The sequence below is a fragment of the Actinopolymorpha alba DSM 45243 genome, from assembly GCF_000373925.1.
GTDB lineage: Bacteria > Actinomycetota > Actinomycetes > Propionibacteriales > Actinopolymorphaceae > Actinopolymorpha > Actinopolymorpha alba.
Genome location: NZ_KB892766.1, coordinates 16,946 through 33,341 on the forward strand (window position 1 = coordinate 16,946; position 16,396 = coordinate 33,341).

At 68.0% G+C, this 16,396-nt stretch carries 13 protein-coding genes; 5 read left to right on the forward strand and 8 right to left on the reverse strand.

The window, feature by feature from the left end:
* Positions 1-238 precede the first annotated feature (238 nt).
* Together B141_RS0122105 and B141_RS0122110 are read left to right on the forward strand one after the other, a co-directional pair.
* Entirely contained in the window at positions 239-685 is a 447-nt protein-coding gene (locus B141_RS0122105; RefSeq protein ID WP_020577372.1) for a helicase HerA-like domain-containing protein, read from the forward strand.
* A 150-nt stretch (positions 686-835) separates the two neighbouring features.
* Positions 836-1,105: a DUF6406 domain-containing protein gene (locus B141_RS0122110; protein ID WP_020577373.1), complete on the forward strand. Its 270-nt coding sequence runs from the start codon at positions 836-838 to the stop codon at positions 1,103-1,105.
* Between the two features lie 443 nt (positions 1,106-1,548).
* Here B141_RS0122110 and B141_RS0122115 read toward each other — a convergent pair whose 3' ends face one another.
* The 7 genes from B141_RS0122115 to B141_RS0122150 all read right to left on the reverse strand — a co-directional run bounded on the left by B141_RS0122115 (position 1,549) and on the right by B141_RS0122150 (position 10,929).
* Positions 1,549-2,223 carry a response regulator gene (locus B141_RS0122115; RefSeq protein WP_040422026.1) on the reverse strand — a complete coding sequence of 225 codons (675 nt, stop codon included), beginning with the start codon at positions 2,221-2,223 and terminating at the stop codon, positions 1,549-1,551.
* Positions 2,224-2,234: 11 nt separating this feature from the next.
* A complete protein-coding gene (locus tag B141_RS0122120; RefSeq protein WP_020577375.1) occupies positions 2,235-4,766 on the reverse strand; it encodes a sensor histidine kinase in 2,532 nt (843 codons plus the stop codon).
* Positions 4,767-4,860: 94 nt separating this feature from the next.
* Positions 4,861-5,460, reverse strand: a complete 600-nt coding sequence (kdpC, locus tag B141_RS0122125; RefSeq protein ID WP_020577376.1) for a potassium-transporting ATPase subunit KdpC — start codon at positions 5,458-5,460, stop codon at positions 4,861-4,863.
* Positions 5,457-7,478: a potassium-transporting ATPase subunit KdpB gene (gene kdpB, locus B141_RS0122130; RefSeq protein ID WP_202805871.1), complete on the reverse strand. Its 2,022-nt coding sequence runs from the start codon at positions 7,476-7,478 to the stop codon at positions 5,457-5,459. The genes kdpC and kdpB overlap by 4 nt, the downstream gene beginning before the upstream one ends.
* 80 nt (positions 7,479-7,558) lie before the next feature.
* Positions 7,559-9,220 carry a potassium-transporting ATPase subunit KdpA gene (gene kdpA, locus B141_RS0122135; protein ID WP_020577378.1) on the reverse strand — a complete coding sequence of 554 codons (1,662 nt, stop codon included), beginning with the start codon at positions 9,218-9,220 and terminating at the stop codon, positions 7,559-7,561.
* Positions 9,221-9,310 (reverse strand): K(+)-transporting ATPase subunit F, encoded by a 90-nt coding sequence (gene kdpF, locus B141_RS46840; protein WP_020577379.1) that lies wholly within the window; start codon positions 9,308-9,310, stop codon positions 9,221-9,223.
* A 1,274-nt stretch (positions 9,311-10,584) separates the two neighbouring features.
* Positions 10,585-10,929, reverse strand: a complete 345-nt coding sequence (locus B141_RS0122150; RefSeq protein WP_237742771.1) for a hypothetical protein — start codon at positions 10,927-10,929, stop codon at positions 10,585-10,587.
* A 258-nt stretch (positions 10,930-11,187) separates the two neighbouring features.
* Here B141_RS0122150 and corA point away from each other — a divergent pair, with 258 nt between their 5' ends.
* Positions 11,188-12,201 carry a magnesium/cobalt transporter CorA gene (corA, locus tag B141_RS0122155; RefSeq protein ID WP_020577381.1) on the forward strand — a complete coding sequence of 338 codons (1,014 nt, stop codon included), beginning with the start codon at positions 11,188-11,190 and terminating at the stop codon, positions 12,199-12,201.
* A 30-nt stretch (positions 12,202-12,231) separates the two neighbouring features.
* Here corA and B141_RS0122160 read toward each other — a convergent pair whose 3' ends face one another.
* Positions 12,232-13,344 carry a hypothetical protein gene (locus tag B141_RS0122160; protein WP_020577382.1) on the reverse strand — a complete coding sequence of 371 codons (1,113 nt, stop codon included), beginning with the start codon at positions 13,342-13,344 and terminating at the stop codon, positions 12,232-12,234.
* Between the two features lie 157 nt (positions 13,345-13,501).
* Here B141_RS0122160 and B141_RS0122165 point away from each other — a divergent pair, with 157 nt between their 5' ends.
* Together B141_RS0122165 and B141_RS0122170 are read left to right on the forward strand one after the other, a co-directional pair.
* Positions 13,502-15,433 (forward strand): TIGR03960 family B12-binding radical SAM protein, encoded by a 1,932-nt coding sequence (locus B141_RS0122165; protein ID WP_020577383.1) that lies wholly within the window; start codon positions 13,502-13,504, stop codon positions 15,431-15,433.
* Between the two features lie 48 nt (positions 15,434-15,481).
* On the forward strand, positions 15,482-16,276 hold the full coding sequence (locus tag B141_RS0122170; RefSeq protein WP_020577384.1) for a TIGR03936 family radical SAM-associated protein: 795 nt from the start codon (positions 15,482-15,484) through the stop codon (positions 16,274-16,276).
* Positions 16,277-16,396 lie beyond the last annotated feature (120 nt).

Genomic DNA, 16,396 nt, shown 5'->3' on the forward strand with positions numbered 1-16,396 from the left:
CCCGGCCTCTCGGTCGGGGGCTTCCCCGCGGACGGTGGTCTCCCCGCGGTCGGCGCGGGCGACGACGCAGACCTGGTGGGATCGCAACTGTTGGCCGCCTTGACCAGGCCGCCGGCGGTGGAGATTCCCGGGATCCGGCTGACCGTCCCGTTCGGCGTTCGATGTCACTCCCGAGCCGATCGAGGACCCGGCGTCGGCCGGCAACGGTGCGGTGAACGAACGCATCTGGCTCGGCACGGTGCTCGATCGGCAACGCCGGCCGGCGTTGCCGATGACGCTCGCGTTGCCAAGCCTGAACCGCCACACGTTCGTCTGTGGCGCGACCGGTGCCGGCAAGTCACAGACCGTCCGAAGTCTTCTCGAGCAGGCGACCGCGGCCGGCATCCCGTGGCTGGTCGTCGAACCCGCGAAGGCGGAGTACCGCCGGATGGCCGTTGCCGAGCGCGGCTATGACCGACTCGGCAAGGGCGGCAACGAATGGGCTATCTCTGAAGCGCTCGGTCAGCTCACCGGCCGACGTGCAGGTGTGATCACACTGGACGCGACGCCTGGCGCAGAAGCCAAGACCGAGGCAACTCTTCGTGATCTCCTCGATCACGGTAAACCAGTGATTCGTCGGAACAATTCCGAGTGCCGATCGACACAACAAGTTGCCGAACAGGCTCTTCGGTGCCCACGCGTATGAGGTTACGGAGGTCAACAATGGACAGGTTGAGCTACGTAACCCGTGGGGCGATTATCATCCACACCGCAGGAGCACGAGCGATTTTCTCGCGTATACGCGCGGGATGGTTGCGACCCTTAAGGACTAGAAGTACACCGGAGGAAGCACATTATGACCCAGCCCCCGTTGGGGACGAAGCTCAAGCTTAGTCGTGGCACGATCGATCACTCCAGGCTCGCCAGTTTGGCAGTCCTTCGGCTGCTGCCTGCGGAGCAGGGCATCAAGAGCAGAGGGGCGGAACTCCTTGTGGTGGTGGACAAGGAAGAGCAGGAGGTCCAAGTCAACGTCGGCGAGACGTTCCAGGTGCGCGACCAGGTGTGGCGGCTGGATTCGGTTGTGAATGAGGCGGAGTTCGCCGCGACGATCAGCCGCATTTACTGACGTGAGTTCGGGGGAGATCCGCCTCGGAGTCTCGTCGAACCTTGAGTAGATGACCAGTTTCGCGGGAAAAGTGGGCATCTACTGAAGGTTCGACGCGGCACTGCCTGGTTCTGCCCGCGATATGAGACAAGGCCGGGATTTCTCGGCATCCGGATAGCCGAGGTGTACGCCATTTGAGACAGCCCGAACCCCACGCGCTAATTCCCCACCAGGCAAGGTGAATTCAGCGCGCTTCGTGGAAAGTTGCCACGTGAGGCGGCGACCTGTCTCGAATGGCATACACCCTGCCATCCGGATTCTGAGACGTGCGGGTCCTCGCCGCAGAGATCGCAGACTTGTCCGAAAGATCGATACCCGCGCGGAGCACCTCCGGACAAGTCGCGCACGCACCCGCCGGCAGCCGAGCCGCCGTAGCCCGGCCTCCTCCACGCAGCTCCACGCCCCTACGGCTCGAAGCGATAACCCATGCCGGGTTCGGTGATGAGGTGGCGCGGGTTCGCCGGATCGGGTTCGAGTTTGCGGCGCAGCTGCGCCATGTAGACGCGAAGGTAGTTGGTCTCGGTGGTGTAGCCGGGTCCCCACACCTCCTGCAGCAGTTGGCGTTGCCCGACGAGCCGGTTGGGTGCGCGTACCAACGTCTCCAGGAGGTGCCACTCGGTGGGGGTGAGGCGTACGTCCGTCCCGTCGCGGGTCACCCGCTTGGCGGCGAGGTCGACGGTGAACGCCTCCGTCGTGACGACGGGCTCGCCGTCCCCGCCGGGCTGGCCTCGGCGCACGGCCGCCCGGAGCCGGGCGAGGAGTTCGTCCATCCCGAACGGCTTGGTCACGTAGTCGTCGGCGCCCGCGTCGAGGGCGCTGACCTTCTCACCTGAGGAGTGCCGAGCGGACAGCACGATGATCGGGACCTGGCTCCAGCCGCGCAGCCCGCGGATGACGTCCATCCCGTCGATGTCGGGCAGTCCCAGGTCGAGTACGACGACCTCCGGACGGGCGCGGGCCGCGAGGTCCAGCGCGCTGCGACCGTCGGCGGCGACATCCACGGCGTACTGCCGGGCTCGTAGGTTGATCGCGAGGGCCCGGGCGAGTTGGGGTTCGTCCTCGACGACGAGGACCCGCACCGCGTGGCCGCTCACATTGTCACCTCGGCTGGAACCTCCGCGAGTTGATCAGCACCAGGACCTGTCGCCGGCAGGGACAACACCATGGTGAGCCCGCCTCCCGGCGTGTCCTCCGCGGACAGCGAACCACCCACCGCCTCGGCGAAGCCGCGCGCGACCGCGAGGCCGAGCCCGACCCCGGTGCCGCCGGGAACGTCGCCGAGCCGCTGGAAGGGTTCGAAGATGCGATCCTTGTCGCTGTCGGGTACGCCGGGTCCGCGGTCGATGACCCGGATCTCCAACCGGTCGCGGAGGGCGCTGGCGGTGAGCATGACCGGCGGGCCGGGCGGGTTGTGGCGTACGGCGTTCTCCACGACGTTGGCGACGGCGCGCTCGACCAGCCCAGGGTCGACGCGGACCGTGGGGAGTCCTTCGGGCAAGGTCACCTTGACAGTATCCGCGGGTACGCCGATCAGCGCGGCGGGCACAACCTCCTCGACACTCACGTCGCGCAGCAGCGGCGTGACGGCCTCGGCCTGGATCCGGCTCATGTCCAGCAGATTGGTGACGAGCCGGTCGAGACGGTCAGCGGACTCTTCAATGCCGGCGAGGAGTTCGGCGCGGTCATCCTCGGACAGCTCGACGTCGGTCTGGCGCAGGCTGCTCACCGCCGCCTTCACGCCGGCGAGGGGCGTGCGCAGGTCGTGGGAGACCGCGGCGAGCAGGGCGGTACGGATGCGGTTGGCCTCGGCCAGCTTGCGTGCGCTGGCGGCCTGCTCGGCCAGCTTCTGGCGTTCGAGAACGACGGCGGTGTGACCGGCGAACGCCTCGAGCACCCGCCGGTCGGCGGCGGGGAGGACCCGGCCACGCAGGACGAGCATGTAGGTGTCACCCACCGCGGCGTCGACATCGGCCTCAGCCGGCCTGCTGGGTGGATCGGCGCCGACACTTCCGATGGCCTTCCATTCCTCGCTCTCGCCCTGGCGTTCGAGGAGCGCGACCGAGGTCATCCCGAAGGTCTCGCGGACGCGTTCGAGCAGGGCCTCCAGACCGTGCTCGCCGCGCAGCACACTGCCCGCGAGGGTCGACAGCGTCGCCGCCTCCGCGCGGGCGTGCGCGGCCTGGCTGGTACGCCGGGCGGCGAGGTCGACGACGGACGCCACTGCCGCGGCCACCAGGACGAAGATCAGCAGGGCGAGCGCGCTTTCTGGATTCGCGATCGTCAGCGTGTGCAGCGGCGGCGTGAAGTAGTAGTTGAGCAGCAGCGACCCGAACAACGCCGACACCAGCGCCGGTAGGAGGCCGCCGACCAGGGCGTTGGCCACCGAGAGTGTGAGAAACAGCAGCATCTGCGTCGACTGGCTGGTGGAGTCCGGGAAGGTCGCGAGCAGGGCGGCCAGGGCTGGCGCGCCGAGCAGGGCCAGCAGCCAGCTCACCAGCAGCCGGCGGCTGCCGATCGTCCGCCGCAGCGTCGGCAGCCGGGCCGGAGCATGCTCGTGCGGAACGATGTGGACGTCGATCTCACCCGCGAGGCGCGGCAGGATGGTGCCCACGCCCGGCCGGATCAGGTGCTGCCAGCGGTTGCGGCTGCTGCTGCCGAGGACGAGTTGGGTGGCGTTCACCGCCCGGGCGAACTCCAGCAGCGCGTCGGGTACGTCGTCGCCCACGACCTGGTGGAAGGTCCCGCCCACGCTCTCGAGCACGGCGCGCTGCCGGGCCAGAGTCGTCGGTGAGGCGCCGGCGAGCCCGTCGGACCGGATGACGTGGACGGCGAGGAGCTCGCCACCGGCACCGCGGGCCGCGATCCGCGCCGCGCGCCGGATCACCGTGTCGCCCTCGGGGCCGCCGGTGATAGCCACGACCACCCGCTCGCGGGCCGGCCACTGGGCCTCGATGTCGTGGTCGGCGCGGTACTTCCGCAGGCCTTCGTCCACCCGGTCGGCCACCCAGAGCAGGGCGAGTTCGCGCAGGGCGGTCAGGTTGCCCGTACGGAAGTAGTTGCCAAGCGCCGCGTCGATCTTCTCCGGCGCGTAGACGTTGCCGTGTGCGAGCCGCCGCCGCAGCGCCTCCGGAGACATGTCGACCAGCTCGATCTGGTTGGCCCGGCGGACGACCTCGTCCGGGACGGTCTCGCGTTGCCTGACGCCGGTGATCGACTCCACGACATCGTTCAGTGACTCGAGGTGCTGGATGTTGACGGTGGTGATGACCCGGATGCCGGCGTCGAGGAGTTCCTCCACATCCTGCCAGCGCTTCTCGTTACGCGAACCCGGCACGTTGGTATGGGCGATCTCGTCGACGAGCACGACCTCGGGCCGGCGGCGCAGGATCGCGTCCACGTCCATCTCGGTGAACGTCTTGCCGCGGTAGTGGATCCGGCGTCGCGGGACATGCTCCAGACCCTCGGCCATCTGCTCGGTGAGCACCCGTCCATGGCATTCGACCAGCCCGATGACCACGTCGGTGCCCCGGTCAGCCCGCCGGTGCCCTTCGCCGAGCATGTCGTACGTCTTGCCGACACCAGGCGCGGCGCCGAGGTAGACGTGCAGCTTTCCACGCGCCATGCCTCCCATTGTCCGCCCGGGGCGGCGGGGGTTCACGTTCCGCCCCGGGCGGCGGCCGGACCAGCTCACTCCGTCCCGCTCAGCTGGTGCCGGTTCATCTGGTCCCGCTCAGTCGCGCCAGCGCGAGATTGAGCTCGACCACGTTGACGCCCGGCTCGCCGAGGAAGCCCAGCGAGGGGTGGTCGGTGTGCTGGGCCACGAGTGCCCGCACCTGCGCGGGGGAGAGCCCGTTGGCCCTGGCGACCCGATTGACCTGGATGTCCGCGTACGCCGGGGAGATGTGCGGGTCGAGCCCGCTGGCGCTCGCCGTGACCGCGTCCGGGGGTACGGCGGACTCGGGCACGCCGTTCTGCCGGGCGACCTCAGCCTTGCGTTCCTTCACGAGCTTGACCAGCTCGGGGTTGGTGGGACCAAGGTTGCTCCCACCGCTGGCGAGCCCGTCGTACGGGGTGGTGGCGGTCGCTGACGGCCGTGAGTGGAACCACCGGGTGCCGCTGAACTCCTGCCCGATCAGCTGGGAGCCGACCACCTGGCCGTTGCTGTGGATCAGCGAGCCGTTGGCCTGATCACGGAAGCCGATCTGGCCGATCGCCCAGACGGCGAGGGGATAGATCAGGCCGAGGAGCACGGTCATGACGAGCAGGAAACGCAGGCCCGTGCCGAGTTGTCGCAGTAGTGCGGTCACGGCTGTCATCCAATTCCGGGAATATGCGAGATGAGCAGGTCGATGAGTTTGATGCCGATGAACGGCGCGATGATTCCGCCGAGGCCGTAGATCCACAGGTTGCGCCGCAGCATGGCCGAGGCGGAAGTCGGGCGATAGCGCACACCGCGCAGCGCAAGCGGAATCAGCGCGATGATGACCAGGGCGTTGAAAATGACCGCCGAGAGGATCGCGGATTCCGGTGTCGCGAGCCGCATGATGTTGAGGGCCCCGAGCCCGGGATAGACCGCCGCGAACATCGCCGGAATGATCGCGAAGTATTTCGCCACGTCGTTCGCGATGGAGAACGTCGTGAGCGCACCCCGGGTGATCAGCAACTGCTTGCCGATTTCGACGATCTCGATGAGCTTGGTCGGGTTGGAGTCGAGGTCGACCATGTTGCCGGCTTCCTTCGCGGCCGGCGTTCCGGTGTTCATCGCGACGCCGACGTCGGCGGCGGCCAGCGCAGGTGCGTCGTTGGTGCCGTCGCCGGTCATCGCGATGAGCTTGCCGCCTTCTTGTTCCCGGCGGATGAGGGCCATCTTGTCTTCGGGTTTGGCCTCAGCAAGGAAGTCGTCCACGCCCGCCTCGTCCGCGATCGCCTTGGCGGTAAGCGGATTGTCGCCGGTGATCATGATCGTACGGATACCCATGGCGCGCAGGTCGTCGAAGCGATCGCGCAAGCCCTCCTTGACGATGTCCTTGAGGTGGATGACCCCGAGCACCTGGGCCTTACCGTCACGGCGTTCGGCCACCACCAGCGGCGTACCTCCCGTGCTCGAGATCTCGTCGACGACCTCGGCGGTGTCGCGCGGGATCGTGCCGTTGTGCCGTTGGACCCAGCGCGCGACGGCGCTCGCGGCTCCCTTGCGGATCTCGCGGCCGTCGGGTTGGTCTACGCCGCTCATCCGGGTCTCGGCAGTGAACGGAATGACCGACGCGCCGGTGAGTTCCCGGCCGCGCAGGTCGTACTTCTCCTTGGCGAGAACGACGATGGAACGTCCCTCGGGTGTCTCGTCGGCCAGGCTCGCCAGCTGCGCGGCGGCCGCAACGTCCTCTCGACGGCTGCCACCAACGGGGAGGAAATCGACCGCCTGGCGGGCGCCCAGGGTGATCGTGCCGGTCTTGTCCAGCAGGAGGGTCGACACGTCACCGGCGGCCTCGACCGCCCGGCCGGACATCGCGAGTACGTTGCGCTGGACCAGGCGGTCCATCCCCGCGATCCCGATCGCGCTGAGCAGAGCGCCGATCGTCGTCGGGATCAGGCAGACCAGCAACGCGACCAGGACCACGACGCTTTGCTGCTGGCCGGAGTACCCCGCCATCGGCTGCAGCGTCACGACCGCGAGCAGGAAGATGATCGTGAGGCTGGCCAGCAGGATCGTGAGGGCGATCTCGTTGGGAGTCTTCTGCCGGCCGGCACCCTCGACGAGGGCGATCATCCGGTCGAGGAAGGTCTCGCCGGGTTCGCTGGTGATGCGTACGACGATCCGGTCGGAGAGCACCTTCGTGCCACCGGTCACGGCGCTGCGGTCACCACCGGACTCGCGGATGACCGGCGCCGACTCGCCGGTGATCGCGGACTCGTCCACGCTGGCGATCCCGTCGATCACCTCGCCGTCACCCGGAATGAGGTCGCCGGCCTCGCAGATCACCACGTCGTCGACATGCAGTGAGGTCGCGGGGACGCGTTCCTCCTTGCCGTCCGGCCGCAGCAGCCGGGCCTCCGCCTCCGTCTTGGCGCGGCGCAGAGTGTCGGCCTGAGCCTTACCGCGCCCCTCGGCGACTGCCTCTGCCAGATTGGCGAACAGCACCGTGAGCCAGAGCCACACGACGATCAGCCAACCGAACAACGTCGACGTGGCGATTGTCAGGATGGTGGTGAGGACAGCACCTACCTCGACCACGAACATCACGGGCGACTTCACCATGCTGCGTGGATCAAGCTTGCGGAAGGCGTCCGGCAGCGAGCGGACCAGTTGCCGCGGGTCGAACAGACCTCCCGAGATGCGATGGGGCGCAACCGGTAGGGCGAGCGACTCAGGCGCCAGGTGAGGCCGGGTCGCTCCGGTCCGGGTGGGCGTGCGGGTCACAGGAGTCCTTCCGCGATGGGTCCGAGCGCGAGTGCGGGAAAGAACGTCAGTCCGGCGACGATGATCGCGACACCGGCGAGCATGCCGACGAACAACGGTGATTGGGTGCGCAGCGTGCCGGCCGTCTCCGGCACCGGTTTCTGGCTGGCCAGCGAACCAGCCAGCGCGAGGACGAGCACCATCGGTACGAAACGTCCGAAGAGCATCGCGAGCCCTAGTGCGGTGTTGTAGAACGGCGTGTTCGCACTGAGCCCCGCGAACGCCGAACCATTGTTGTTGGACGCGGAGGTGAAGGCGTACAACACCTCGGAGAGGCCGTGCGGTCCGGGATTCAGGATCGACGAGCGACCAGCCGAAAGCGCAAGGGCGAGGCCGGCCCCCATGAGCACGAGCGCCGGTGTCGTCAGGATATAGAGGGAGACCAGCTTCATCTCCCGGGCGCCGATCTTCTTGCCGAGATATTCCGGCGTACGACCGACCATCAGGCCGGCCACGAAGACCGCCACCACAGCAAGGATGAGCATGCCGTACAACCCCGAGCCGGTGCCGCCGGGCGCCACTTCACCGAGCACCATGTCGAAGATCGTGATCCCACCGCCGAGTGCGGTGTACGACGAATGCATCGAGTTGACCGCCCCGGTCGAGGTGAGCGTGGTCGATACCGCGAACAACGGCGACGACGAGACACCGAGCCTGGTTTCCTTTCCTTCCAGTGCGCCACCCGCCGCCTGGAGTGCGGCACCCGGGTGGGCGAACTCCACGGCGTACATCGCCACCACGGCACCGATCCAGATCACGCCCATGGCGGCGAGAATCGCGTAACCCTGCTTGAGGTTTCCGACCATCCGGCCGAAGGTCGCCGGCAGCGAGAACGGAATGACAAGGAGCAGGAAGATCTCGAAGAGGTTGGTAAAACCGGTCGGGTTCTCGAACGGGTGCGCGGAGTTGGCGTTGAACGGCCCGCCGCCATTCGTGCCGAGATCCTTGATCGCCTCCTGCGAGGCGACGTTCCCGCCCGGCAGGTGTTGGGTGGCGCCGGCGAGGGTGTGCACCGTTGTCGGATCCGCGAGATTCTGGATCACGCCGTTCGCGAGCAGGATGATCGCGGCGACGAACGAAAGCGGCAGCAGGATGCGAAGAGTCGTGCGGGTGAGATCAACCCAGAAGTTGCCGAGTTCCCGGGTCTTGCGCCGCGCGAAGCCGCGGACCAGCGCGATGGCGACCGCCATGCCGACCGCCGCGGACAGGAAGTTCTGGACGGTGAGCCCCGCCATCTGGGTGAGATAACTCATCGTCGACTCGCCGGAATACCACTGCCAGTTGGTGTTGGTGACGAACGACACCGCCGTGTTGAACGCGCCGTCCGGCGGGACTGGCTTCATCCCGACTGACCACGGCAGGAATGACTGGAGGCGTTGCAGGAGATAGAGGAACAACACCGAAACAATGGAGAACGCCACCAGGCTGGCGGCGTAGATGGTCCAGCCTTGCTGGGACCGCGGATTCACGCGAACCGCGCGGTAAAGCCAGCGTTCGACCTTGAGATCCTTCTCGCTGGTGTAGACCCATGCCATGTAGTCGCCGAAGGGACGGTGTACGACGGCGAGCAGGGTGACCAGGACCGCGACCAGCAGGACGGCCGTAAGACCCGGACTCATCTAGAACCTTTCCGGATGGATGAGGGCGACGATCAGGTAAATGATCAGCAGCACGGCGAGCACCAGCCCGACGATGTTCTCGACGCTCACAGCCGGGCCACCCCCCGCATGACGGCGACGACGACGCCGAAGGCGACGATCGTCAGGAGGACGAAGATGACGTCGGCCACAATGGGTCACTCCTTAGCGAGACGGGCGGATGCCGCGGGTGAGGGTGATGGGTCGGATACGACGGACGGGTCGCCGTCTGTGGATCTTGATGCCCAGGCTTGGCACGTACCATGCGGCATGCCCGCTCTTCCCTTCTCGTCCCCGAAGTCATCAATTGATTTCTGGGGCAGACGTCACCGTCCGGCCCTGCGGTCGTTCCCAGTGAAGGGGAGAATGGGCGCGATATGTACCCCCGTTAGCAGCCCTCTAACGGGCCTCGCCGTGGTCTTAACGGGCCCTTGACGCGGTCGAGATGCGCGGCTTTCGGTGGCACAGATTCAGCACAAGTTCCGACTCTTCTCACCCGCCACGGATCAGACGGCCCGTAGGCCGCAAGCCGTCACGGTTGGCCCGCACCCGGACCCTGCGTCCGCCTCTGATAGTGGGCGGGCCTGTGCCGTCGAGGCAGGATGGCTCACACGCTCAACGATCTCGAGCTGAACGAGTTTGGTGGCTCTTGAGCTTGCCGAGTTGTCACAGGTTTCTCGGCTAAGAGACCGAGAAACCTGTGACAACCCGCAGTGCGGATGTGAGGCCAGTTCGGGTTCTCCTGTGCCGAGCCGTCACCAGGAAAGGCGAATTCAGCGTGTTTCCTGGGGAGATGCCGCGTGAGGTGGCGGCTGTCTCGAATGGCGTACACCCGGTTGTATCGGATAGTGAGAAGGCGGGCCTTTTGTCCCACATTGTGTACACCTTTGGTGGACCTTACGCGGCAAGTCACCACCTCACTAGGCAAATTTGCCTTGCGTGGTGGGGAGATGCCCCGCCTCGCGCCACGAAGGTGTACACAATGTGAGACAACGCCCGCCTTGTCCCACATCGTGCCCAGAGCCGAGGATGCCGCGGCGCGAAACCTTGAGTCGATGCCCAGTTCCCGCGCAAAAGTGGGCATCTACGCAAGGTTCGGCGAGCACAGGCACCCGGGCCGCCGCATCGTCACCACATCGTCGCCAGGTCCCACCCCGGCCGCCCTTCAGCAAGCTGCCAGGCGCGACGGGTTTTTGAAGAAGCCGCTAACGGGTCGGTGGCGGGCGGCGTGGTCGGCGTTCGCGTCGGTGGGCGTAGATCCACTCCGAGCCCCAAATCATCAGCGCGAATCCGCCCAGGAGCAGGAGCGCCAGGCCGGCTCGGCCAGACGCCGCAGCACGTCTCGCTCATCGAACTCCCTGACCGGTGGGCTGGCGGCTCCGCCGGGCCCACAGCGACCCGGCGACCGCGGCGATGATGCCGAGGGCGGCGACCCGCGCGACGGCACCGTTGACACTGGCCGCCGTCATCGACGCCGTCCCGGCGTAGAACACCTCGAGGAGTACGCCGTTCAGCGCGGCCGCGACCACGCCCATTACCCGCGGTAGGGCGGTCACCATGATCACGGCCACGACGACGAGAACCCCGAACGGGACGGCCAGCGGCATGTCCGTGGCGCGGCTGAACCCCACGGCCATCAGGCCGGCGACCAGGGAATGGCCGACGATCATCGGCCACGGCTGGGAGCGCACGGCTCGGCGTGTGGTCCGCGCGAGATCAAACGGCTTGTGCAATGCGAGGTCCCCCTCACACGTCCTTCGCTAGGCGCGGTTGATCTCCCCAGTGCAACGCCTCCGAGCGACCCCTGTCACGCCTCTTGACGACTCTCTTACGCCTCGGTGAGTACCTTGACGTGCTCCTGACCTGCCGATCCGGAATCATGCTGGCAGCTCTCGTGGGCCGACGTACTTCTCGCGGGAGGTCGGACGTGTGGCGGAAGGGAGTCCGCGATGGCCGTGGTGGACAGTGCGATCTATGTCGACGGTCGCCGGATCGAGCCGGAGTCGCTCGAACTCACGTACGAACTCCTCCGTGAGCGCGGTGGGTTGGGCTGGATCGGCCTGTACCAACCGAGCGAGGAGGAGCTCGCGTCCGTCGCGCGGGAGTTCGGCCTCCACGAGCTCGCGGTTGAGGACGCGGTCCACGCTCACCAGCGCCCGAAGCTGGAGAGGTACGGCGACACGTTGTTCGTGGTGCTGCGCCCGGCGCGGTACGTCGACTCGAACGAGGTTGTCGACGTCGGCGAGCTCCACGTCTTCCTCGGCCCCGACTTCGTGGTGACCATCCGGCACAGCCCGACACCGGAGCTCAGCCCGGTTCGTAAGCGGCTCGAGGCGCATCCGGAGCTGCTGAAGTGCGGGCCTGAGGCGGTGTTGTACGCCATCCTCGACCGCGTGGTCGACGACTACGTGCCGGTCCTGCGGGGTCTCAGCGTTGACATCGAGGAGATCGAGGCGCAGGTTTTCAGCGGTGAGTCCGGTGTCTCCCGGCGCATCTACGAACTCTCCCGCGAGGTGATCGAGTTCCAGCGGGCCACCCAGCCCCTGCTCGACGTCCTCGACGACCTGAACGTCGGCTTCGACAAGTACGGCGTCGATGTCGAGCTACGACGCCAACTCGGTGACGTCCGCGACCACGCCCTGCGGGTGGTCGAACGCGTCGAGGCGTTCCGCCAGCTGCTGGCGAGCGTCCTCACCGTCAACGCGACGCTGGTGGCGCAGCGCCAGAACGAAGAGATGACCCGGCTCACGGAGGCGACGTTCAAGCAGAGCGAGGAGGTGAAGCGGATCTCCTCCTGGGCGGCGATCCTCTTCACTCCGACCCTCGTCGGCACGGTCTACGGCATGAACTTCGATCACATGCCGGAGCTGCACTGGGCGATGGGCTATCCGTACGCGCTCGCGTTGATGCTCCTGACCGGCGTGATCCTCTACGTGGTGTTCAGGTTCCGCGGCTGGTTGTAAGCGCTCCCGTGCGGCGACGGCGGGGCCAGCTCAGCCGGATGCCTCGGCTCCACACCACCGGCAGGCAGGGCGGGTCTGGTCGAGGTAGGACAGCGCCGCGATCCCCAGCCCGACTCCCCAGAGCACGTAGGCGGTCATGGCGGTCCACAGGAAGGCCAGGGAGTACTCCCCGCTGCCAGCGGCCTGGCCGGGATCGCTCAGCACCTGGACGAGTCCCGTGCCGAAGTACGCCGTCATGCCCACCGAGACGACAAGCGCCGGGCCGAGCACCAGCCAGCGCGGCACCCTCCGACCGGAGAGGACGAGGGTCCAGCGCGGCCAGATCAGCCCCCACCGGTGGACCAACGCCAGCGGGAGTACGGTCCCGGCGAGCGCGACGCCGACCAGGAAGGCCAGCCCCGACACGACGGTCACGGTGCCATTGGAGTCGTCGAGCAGTCCCCCGAAGCCCAGCGCGGCCTGGGCGGCGAACCTGACGACGCAGCCGGCGACCGCGAGGTAGGCGCCGGTCCAGGCCCACCAGGGTGGGGCCGCTCGCCCGGCGCACCACGTGCTCACACCCTGCTGGCCGGCGGCGAGCGGCCGGGAGTCGTGCCGACGGCCGCAGGAGGCGCACCCGTCGCGGAGTCGGCGTTGGTACGCCAAGGCCGTCGCCCCCATCGCGAGGCCACCCACCAGGCAGCCGGCCCGGCTGAGGATCGGGCCGGGGTAGAGGGGCATGCCCGCGCCGAGGAGGAGCAGGCCGATGGCGTCCAGAAGGACGAGGCAGGCCGCCGCGACGATGCCGGCGGCCACGCACCAGGCGACGGCGACGAGGCCCCACGCCAGCAGCCGGTGGGCACCCGCCGCGGGTGGCGTCACGCGCGGACCGACCAGCCAGGCGAGCAGTCCGGTGACCGCGACGGTGGCGGCGCAGAGCCCGACGATGCCCCACCCGGAGAACGACAGAAGATCCGCCCCGAACGGCGGGAAGTTCGGACGGCTGTCGGTCACCGTCCAGTACGCCCGCAAGGTGCCGTAACCCAGGCCCCACGCGAGTGCGGCGGCAGGCGCGTATGTCGCGAACCACGGCGGTCTGATCCCTGTCGCGGACCTGGGAAGGGCGGGGGCGTTCGGGTCGGCTGGCGGGCCACCTGTGGTCATGCCACGAGCCTCGCGCCGAACCCGCACTCCGCACATCGGCCCTTCGGCGGAGTGGGGCGGGCAGGGCACCGACATACTCTGCCGTCCGGCAGACGCGATAGAGGTGGTTACCCTGGTGCCTTTCTTCACACGAACCCGACCGAAGGTGTACGACGATATGGCCGTGGAGTCGCTGTTCCCCCGGTTGGAGCCGCTGCTGCCGCTCGTGCAGAAGCCGATCCAGTACGTCGGCGGCGAGCTCAACTCGACTGTCAAGGACTGGGACGCGACGCGGGTCCGCTGGGCACTGATGTATCCCGACGCCTACGAGGTCGGCCTGCCCAACCAGGGCGTGCAGATCCTGTACGAAGTCCTGAACGAGCGCGACTGGATCCTGGCCGAGCGCACCTACGCGGTGTGGCCCGACATGGAGAAGGTGCTCCGGGAGCACGAGATCCCGCAGTTCACCGTCGACGGGCACCGTCCGGTCGGGGCGTTCGACGTCCTGGGGGTGTCGTTCGCGACTGAGCTCGGCTACACCAACCTGCTCACCGCCCTCGACCTCGCGGGTATCCCGCTGGAGGCGCGGGACCGCACCGACGAGCATCCGATCGTGCTGGCCGGCGGCCATTCGGCGTTCAACCCCGAGCCGATCGCCGACTTCCTCGACGCGGCGGTGCTGGGCGACGGCGAGGAGATCGTGCTCGCGATCAGCGAGGTGATCCGGGAGTGGAAGGACGAGGGCTGCCCCGGCGGCCGGGACGAGCTGCTGATGCGGCTCGCGGCGTCCGGCGGTGTCTACGTCCCGAGGTTCTACGACGTCGAGTACCTCCCCGACGGGCGGATCAAGCGGGTCGCACCCAATCGCAGCGGCGTTCCGTGGCGGGTCGTCAAGCACACCCTGATGGACCTCGACCAGTGGCCGTACCCCAAGAAGCCGTTGGTGCCGCTGGCCGAAACCGTGCACGAGCGGTTCTCGGTGGAGATCTTCCGTGGCTGCACGCGCGGCTGCCGGTTCTGCCAGGCCGGGATGATCACCCGCCCGGTCCGCGAGCGCAGCATCACCACCATCGGCGACATGGTGCGCAGCGGCATCGACGCGTCCGGTTTCGAGGAGGTCGGGTTGCTGTCGTTGTCCAGCGCCGACCATTCCGAGATCGGTGAGGTGGCCAAGGGGCTGGCGGACCGGTACGACGGCAGCAACGTCTCCTTGTCACTGCCGTCCACCCGGGTTGACGCGTTCAACATCACGCTCGCGAACGAGCTGTCCCGCAACGGCCGGCGTTCCGGCCTGACCTTCGCGCCCGAGGGTGGCAGCGAACGCATGCGCAAGGTGATCAACAAGATGGTCACCGAGGAGGACCTGATCCGTACCGTCGCGACGGCGTACGCCAACGGTTGGCGACAGGTCAAGCTCTACTTCATGTGCGGGCTTCCGACCGAGACCGACGAGGACGTCCTCGCGATCGCCGACCTCGCGCGCAAGGTGATCGCGACCGGGCGGGAGGTGTCGGGTCGACGCGACATCCGGTGTACGGTGTCGATCGGCGGTTTCGTTCCCAAGCCGCACACGCCGTTCCAGTGGGCCGGCCAGGCCGCGTGGGAGACCGTCGACGAGCGGCTGGCCAAGCTCCGCAAGGCGATCCGCGCCGACCGGGAGTACGGCAGGGCGATCGGGCTCCGCTACCACGACGGGCAGCCGTCGGTGATCGAGGGCCTGCTCTCGCGCGGCGACCGCCGGGTCGGCCGGGTGATCCGCGCAGTCTGGGCCGCCGGAGGTCGGTTCGACGGCTGGAGCGAGCACTTCTCCTACGACCGCTGGGTGAAGGCGGCGGGGGAGGCGCTCGCCGAGGAGCCGGTCGATCTCGACTGGTACACCATCCGCGATCGCGACGCGGCCGAGGTCCTGCCCTGGGACCACCTCGACGCCGGCCTCGACCGGGAGTGGCTCTGGGAGGACTGGCAGGACGCCCTCGACGAGGTCGAGGTCGAGGACTGCCGGTGGACGCCCTGCTACGACTGCGGTGTCTGCCCACAGATGGGCACCGAAATCCAGATCGGTCCGACCGGGCAGAAGCTCCTACCGATCGCCGCCGTCTCCCACAGCTGACGGCGACGCTCGGGCCGCCGGTGTGTGCGCGCTAGGGTCGACGCCACCATGAGCCGTACGCCGACGCCACCAGACCGCCATACGCCGCCGACCGTCCAGCGGCTCCGTCTGCGGTACTCCAAGCGGGGGCGGCTGCGGTTCACCAGCCACCGCGACTTCCAGCGCGCGCTCGAACGCGCGATCAGGCGGGCTGGGCTGCCCATCGCCTACTCCGCCGGGTTCAGCCCGCATCCGAAGATCTCCTACGCCGGTGCGGCACCCACGGGTGCGGCGAGCGAGGCGGAGTACGCCGAGCTCGGGCTGTCCGCGCGCCGCGAACCCGAAGCCGTACGCGTCGAGCTGGACGCGGCATTGCCCGACGGGCTCGACATCCTTGAGGTGGTGGAGGCCAGCGGCAGCTCGCTGGCCGACCAGCTCGAGGCGTCCACCTGGGAGATCGTGGTGCCGGCGACGGCCCAGGCGGAATTCGCGGCCGCGGCTTCGACGTTGTTGTCGACAGGGTCGGTCGAGGTCGAGCGCCTCACCAAGAATGGTCGCCGGGTGTTCGACATCAGAGGCTCCGTGGTCCGGCTCGAGGTTCATGATCCAGATGTGGTCACGGCGGGGCGAACCAACGCTTCGGAGGGATTCAGCGAACCCTGTGCGATACTGCAGGTGGTCGTCCGGCATGGAACGCCCGCTGTACGACCCGACGACGTCCTCGCTGGGCTCCGCCTAGTGTCTGGGCTCGAGCTACCCCGGCCGCTTCGTGCGACCCGGCGGGAGCAGGGGCCATGGGACGCGGAGTGCGGCACCGTGGGCGACCCGCTGGCGCCCGACCGCGACGCTGCCGTCACAGGATGACGGGAGCCGTTACCGCGGTTGGGTCGACCGCCTGGGGTCGTGGCGCTGCTGGCGATGGCGCCGTCGCAGGTGCGAGCGAGATGGGATCTCGCGGTCGGACCTGACGAATACGACTTACGT